At 53.7% G+C, this 272-nt stretch carries 1 protein-coding gene; it reads left to right on the plus strand.

All coding sequences use genetic code 11. The features are described 5' to 3' along the window. Positions 1-272: phosphomethylpyrimidine synthase ThiC (locus SB719_RS20145; RefSeq protein WP_412159739.1), on the plus strand; the 272-nt coding region annotated here is incomplete at both ends.

Genomic DNA, 272 nt, shown 5'->3' on the forward strand with positions numbered 1-272 from the left:
CGGCCAACATTAATCATCCGGAATCGGAGCCGATGATTATTGGCCGTAACTTCCTGGTAAAAGTTAACGCCAATATCGGCAACTCAGCGGTCACCTCTTCCATCGAAGAAGAAGTGGAAAAGCTGGTATGGTCCACCCGCTGGGGAGCGGATACGGTGATGGATCTCTCCACCGGTCGCTATATTCACGAAACCCGCGAGTGGATTTTGCGTAACAGCCCGGTGCCGATCGGTACAGTGCCGATCTACCAAGCGCTGGAGAAGGTTAACGGG

This window comes from Pantoea sp. SIMBA_079 (genome assembly GCF_046940275.1).
GTDB lineage: Bacteria > Pseudomonadota > Gammaproteobacteria > Enterobacterales > Enterobacteriaceae > Pantoea > Pantoea borealis.